This window comes from Acidovorax sp. KPB24-03, from assembly GCF_057546605.1.
Genome location: NZ_BAAJYR010000436.1, coordinates 1 through 2,834, shown reverse-complemented (window position 1 = coordinate 2,834; position 2,834 = coordinate 1). Strand labels below are relative to the sequence as shown.

General features: G+C 71.5%; 2 protein-coding genes and 1 pseudogene. 2 read left to right on the top strand and 1 reads right to left on the bottom strand.

Annotation, left to right across the window (positions count from 1 at the left end; translation table 11 throughout):
* Nucleotides 1-729 (top strand): aminotransferase class I/II-fold pyridoxal phosphate-dependent enzyme (locus AC27KI_RS22160; protein WP_487090729.1); only part of this gene is annotated, 729 nt, incomplete at its 5' end.
* A gap of 49 nt (nucleotides 730-778) precedes the next feature.
* A complete protein-coding gene (locus AC27KI_RS22155) occupies nucleotides 779-2,467 on the top strand; it encodes a thiamine pyrophosphate-binding protein (RefSeq protein ID WP_487115863.1) in 1,689 nt (562 codons plus the stop codon).
* Nucleotides 2,468-2,515: 48 nt separating this feature from the next.
* Here the strand turns inward: AC27KI_RS22155 and AC27KI_RS22150 are convergent.
* Nucleotides 2,516-2,834: pseudogene (locus AC27KI_RS22150) on the bottom strand (glutamate--cysteine ligase); the annotation flags it as partial.

The following is a 2,834-nucleotide window of genomic DNA, read 5'->3' as shown; positions in this document are numbered from 1 at the left end:
GCGGCCATCACGCCGCGCACGCGCTGGTTGCTGCTCAACTCGCCCTCCAACCCCACCGGGGCCGCCTACAGCGCCGCGCAGTTGCGCCCGCTGCTGGACGTGCTGCTGCGCCACCCGCAGGTGTGGCTGCTGTCGGACGACATCTACGAGCACATCCTGTACGACGGCGCGGCCTTCGCCACGCCAGCCGCGCTGGAGCCGCGCCTGAAAAACCGCTGCCTCACGGTGAACGGCGTGTCCAAGGCCTATGCCATGACGGGTTGGCGCATCGGCTTCGCCGGCGGCCCGCGCGAGCTGATCGCCGCCATGGCGGTGGTGCAGAGCCAATGCACCTCGTGCCCCTCCTCCATCAGCCAGGCGGCGGCCATCGAGGCGCTGACCGGGCCGCAGGCCATCGTGGCCGAGCGCTGCGCGGATTTCCAGGCCCGGCGCGACTTCGTGGTGCAGGCGCTGAACCAGGCGCCCGGCCTGCGCTGCCGCACGCCCGAGGGCGCGTTCTACACCTATGCCAGTTGCGCCGGCACGCTGGGCCGCACCACGCCGGGCGGCGCGCTGCTCAAGACCGACGTGGACTTTTGCCAGTACCTGCTGGCCGAGTACGAGGTGGCGGTGGTGCCGGGCACGTATTTCGGGCTGGCGCCGTACTTCCGCATCTCGTACGCTACCTCGATGGCCCAGCTGCAGACGGCCTGCCAGCGCATCCAGGACGCCTGCGCGGCGCTGCGGTGAGCCGGCCCGCCATGTTTCCATTCCTTCAACGCCCTTGATCGACGCCTTCATGACTTCCACCGTTTCTCCCCGCACCGGCGGCCAGGTCCTCGTGGACCAGCTCATCCTGCACGGCGTGCAACAGCTTTTCTGCGTGCCCGGCGAAAGCTACCTGGCCGTGCTGGATGCCCTGCACGACGCGCAGATCGCCGTCACCGTGTGCCGCCAGGAGGGCGGCGCGGCCATGATGGCCGAGGCGCAGGGCAAGCTCACCGGGCAGCCCGGCATCTGCTTCGTGACGCGTGGCCCGGGGGTGACCAATGCCTCGGCCGGCATCCACATCGCGCACCAGGATTCGACGCCGCTCATCGTGTTCGTGGGCCAGGTGGCGCGCGGCGCGCTGGGCCGCGAGGCGTTCCAGGAGCTGGACTACGGCGCGGTGTTCGGCACCATGGCCAAGTGGGTGGTGCAGATCGACGACGCGCGCCGCGTGCCCGAACTGGTGTCTCGCGCCTTCCACGTCGCCACGTCGGGCCGCCCGGGCCCGGTGGTGGTGGCGCTGCCCGAGGACATGCTGACCGATGCCGTGCAGGTGGCCGACGCCCTGCCCTACACGGTGCCGGAAACCCACCCCGGCGCGGCCGCGCTGCAGGAACTGGCCGAGCGCCTGGCCGCCGCCGAGCGTCCCGTCGCCATCCTGGGCGGGAGCCGGTGGTCAGAGCAGGCGGTGCGCGACTTCGTGGCGTTCGCCACGGCTTGGTCGCTGCCGGTGTACTGCTCGTTCCGCCGGCAGATGCTGTTCCCGGCCGACCACGCCAGCTACGGTGGCGACCTGGGCCTGGGGGTGAACCCCAAGCTGCTGGCGCGCATTCGCGGGAGCGATCTGGTGCTGGTGGTGGGCGGGCGCCTGTCGGAGATTCCGTCGCAAGGCTACGAGCTGTTCGACATTCCCGTGCCGGCGCAGCCCCTGGTGCATGTGCATGCCGATGCCAACGAACTGGGACGCCTGTACCGGGCAACGCAGTCCATCCACGCCACGCCACAGGCCTTTGCCAACGCACTTGCCGCGCTGCAGCCGCCCGCCGCGGTGCGCTGGACGGCGCACACGCAGGCCGCCCGCGCCGAGTACCTGGCCTGGAGCGATCCGGACCCGATCCGGATCCCGGGCCCGCTGCAGATGGGCGAGGTCATGCGCCACCTGCGCGAGGTGCTGCCGGCCGATGCGATCTTTTGCAACGGCGCGGGCAACTTCGCCACCTGGGTGCACCGCTTCTGGCCGTTCACCGCCTATGCCAGCCAGCTGGCGCCCACCAGTGGATCGATGGGCTACGGCCTGCCGGCCGGCGTGGGGGCCAAGCGGCTGTGGCCGCAGCGCGAGGTGGTGGTGTTCGCGGGCGACGGCGACTTTCTGATGCACGGGCAGGAGTTCGCCACCGCCGTGCAGTACGGCCTGCCCATCATCGTGGTGCTGCTAGACAACGCCATGTACGGCACCATCCGCATGCACCAGGAGCGCGAATACCCCGGCCGCGTGAGCGCCACCCAGTTGAAGAACCCGGATTTCAAGGCCTATGCCGCGGCCTTCGGCGGGCACGGCGAGCGGGTGGAGACGACGGCGGAGTTCGCCCCGGCGCTGGCACGCGCCCGGGCCAGCGGCCTGCCCTGCGTGCTGCACTGCCTGCTGGACCCGGAGGCCATCACGCCCACGGGCACGCTGCAGGGCATCCGCAGTGCGGCGCAGGCCCGCAAGCCGGGCTAGGCGCTCAGCGCGGGCGGCGGTCCTGGCGATGCCCGGGCCGCGCCGGTATCAACCGTGGACGGGCACCGCCATGTACTGCTCGCGCCAGGCTTCGAACGGCAGGGTGTCCGCCGCTTCGATGGCCTTTTGCTCGGCCACCGATTGCGCGGCGGCGGCCTCGAACCGGGCCTGCTGCGCCTTGGTCCACGGCATGGCCAGCAGCGTGTCGCGCGCCCATTGCGATCGCTCCAGCGCGAAGGCACTGAAGCTCTTGCCGTGCGCCTCGGCCATGCGGTCGAGCACGCGGGCCGACGGCGTGGCCTGCGGCTGCTGCATGAGGCGCCGCGCATCGGCCAGCGCGCTGCCGTAGTCGCCGGTGCCGTGCGCG

Bases quoted from the DNA above. Each gene is read 5' to 3' on its own strand.
- AC27KI_RS22155 (WP_487115863.1), top strand. From the start codon at position 779: ATGACTTCCACCGTTTCTCCCCGCACCGGCGGCCAGGTCCTCGTGGAC.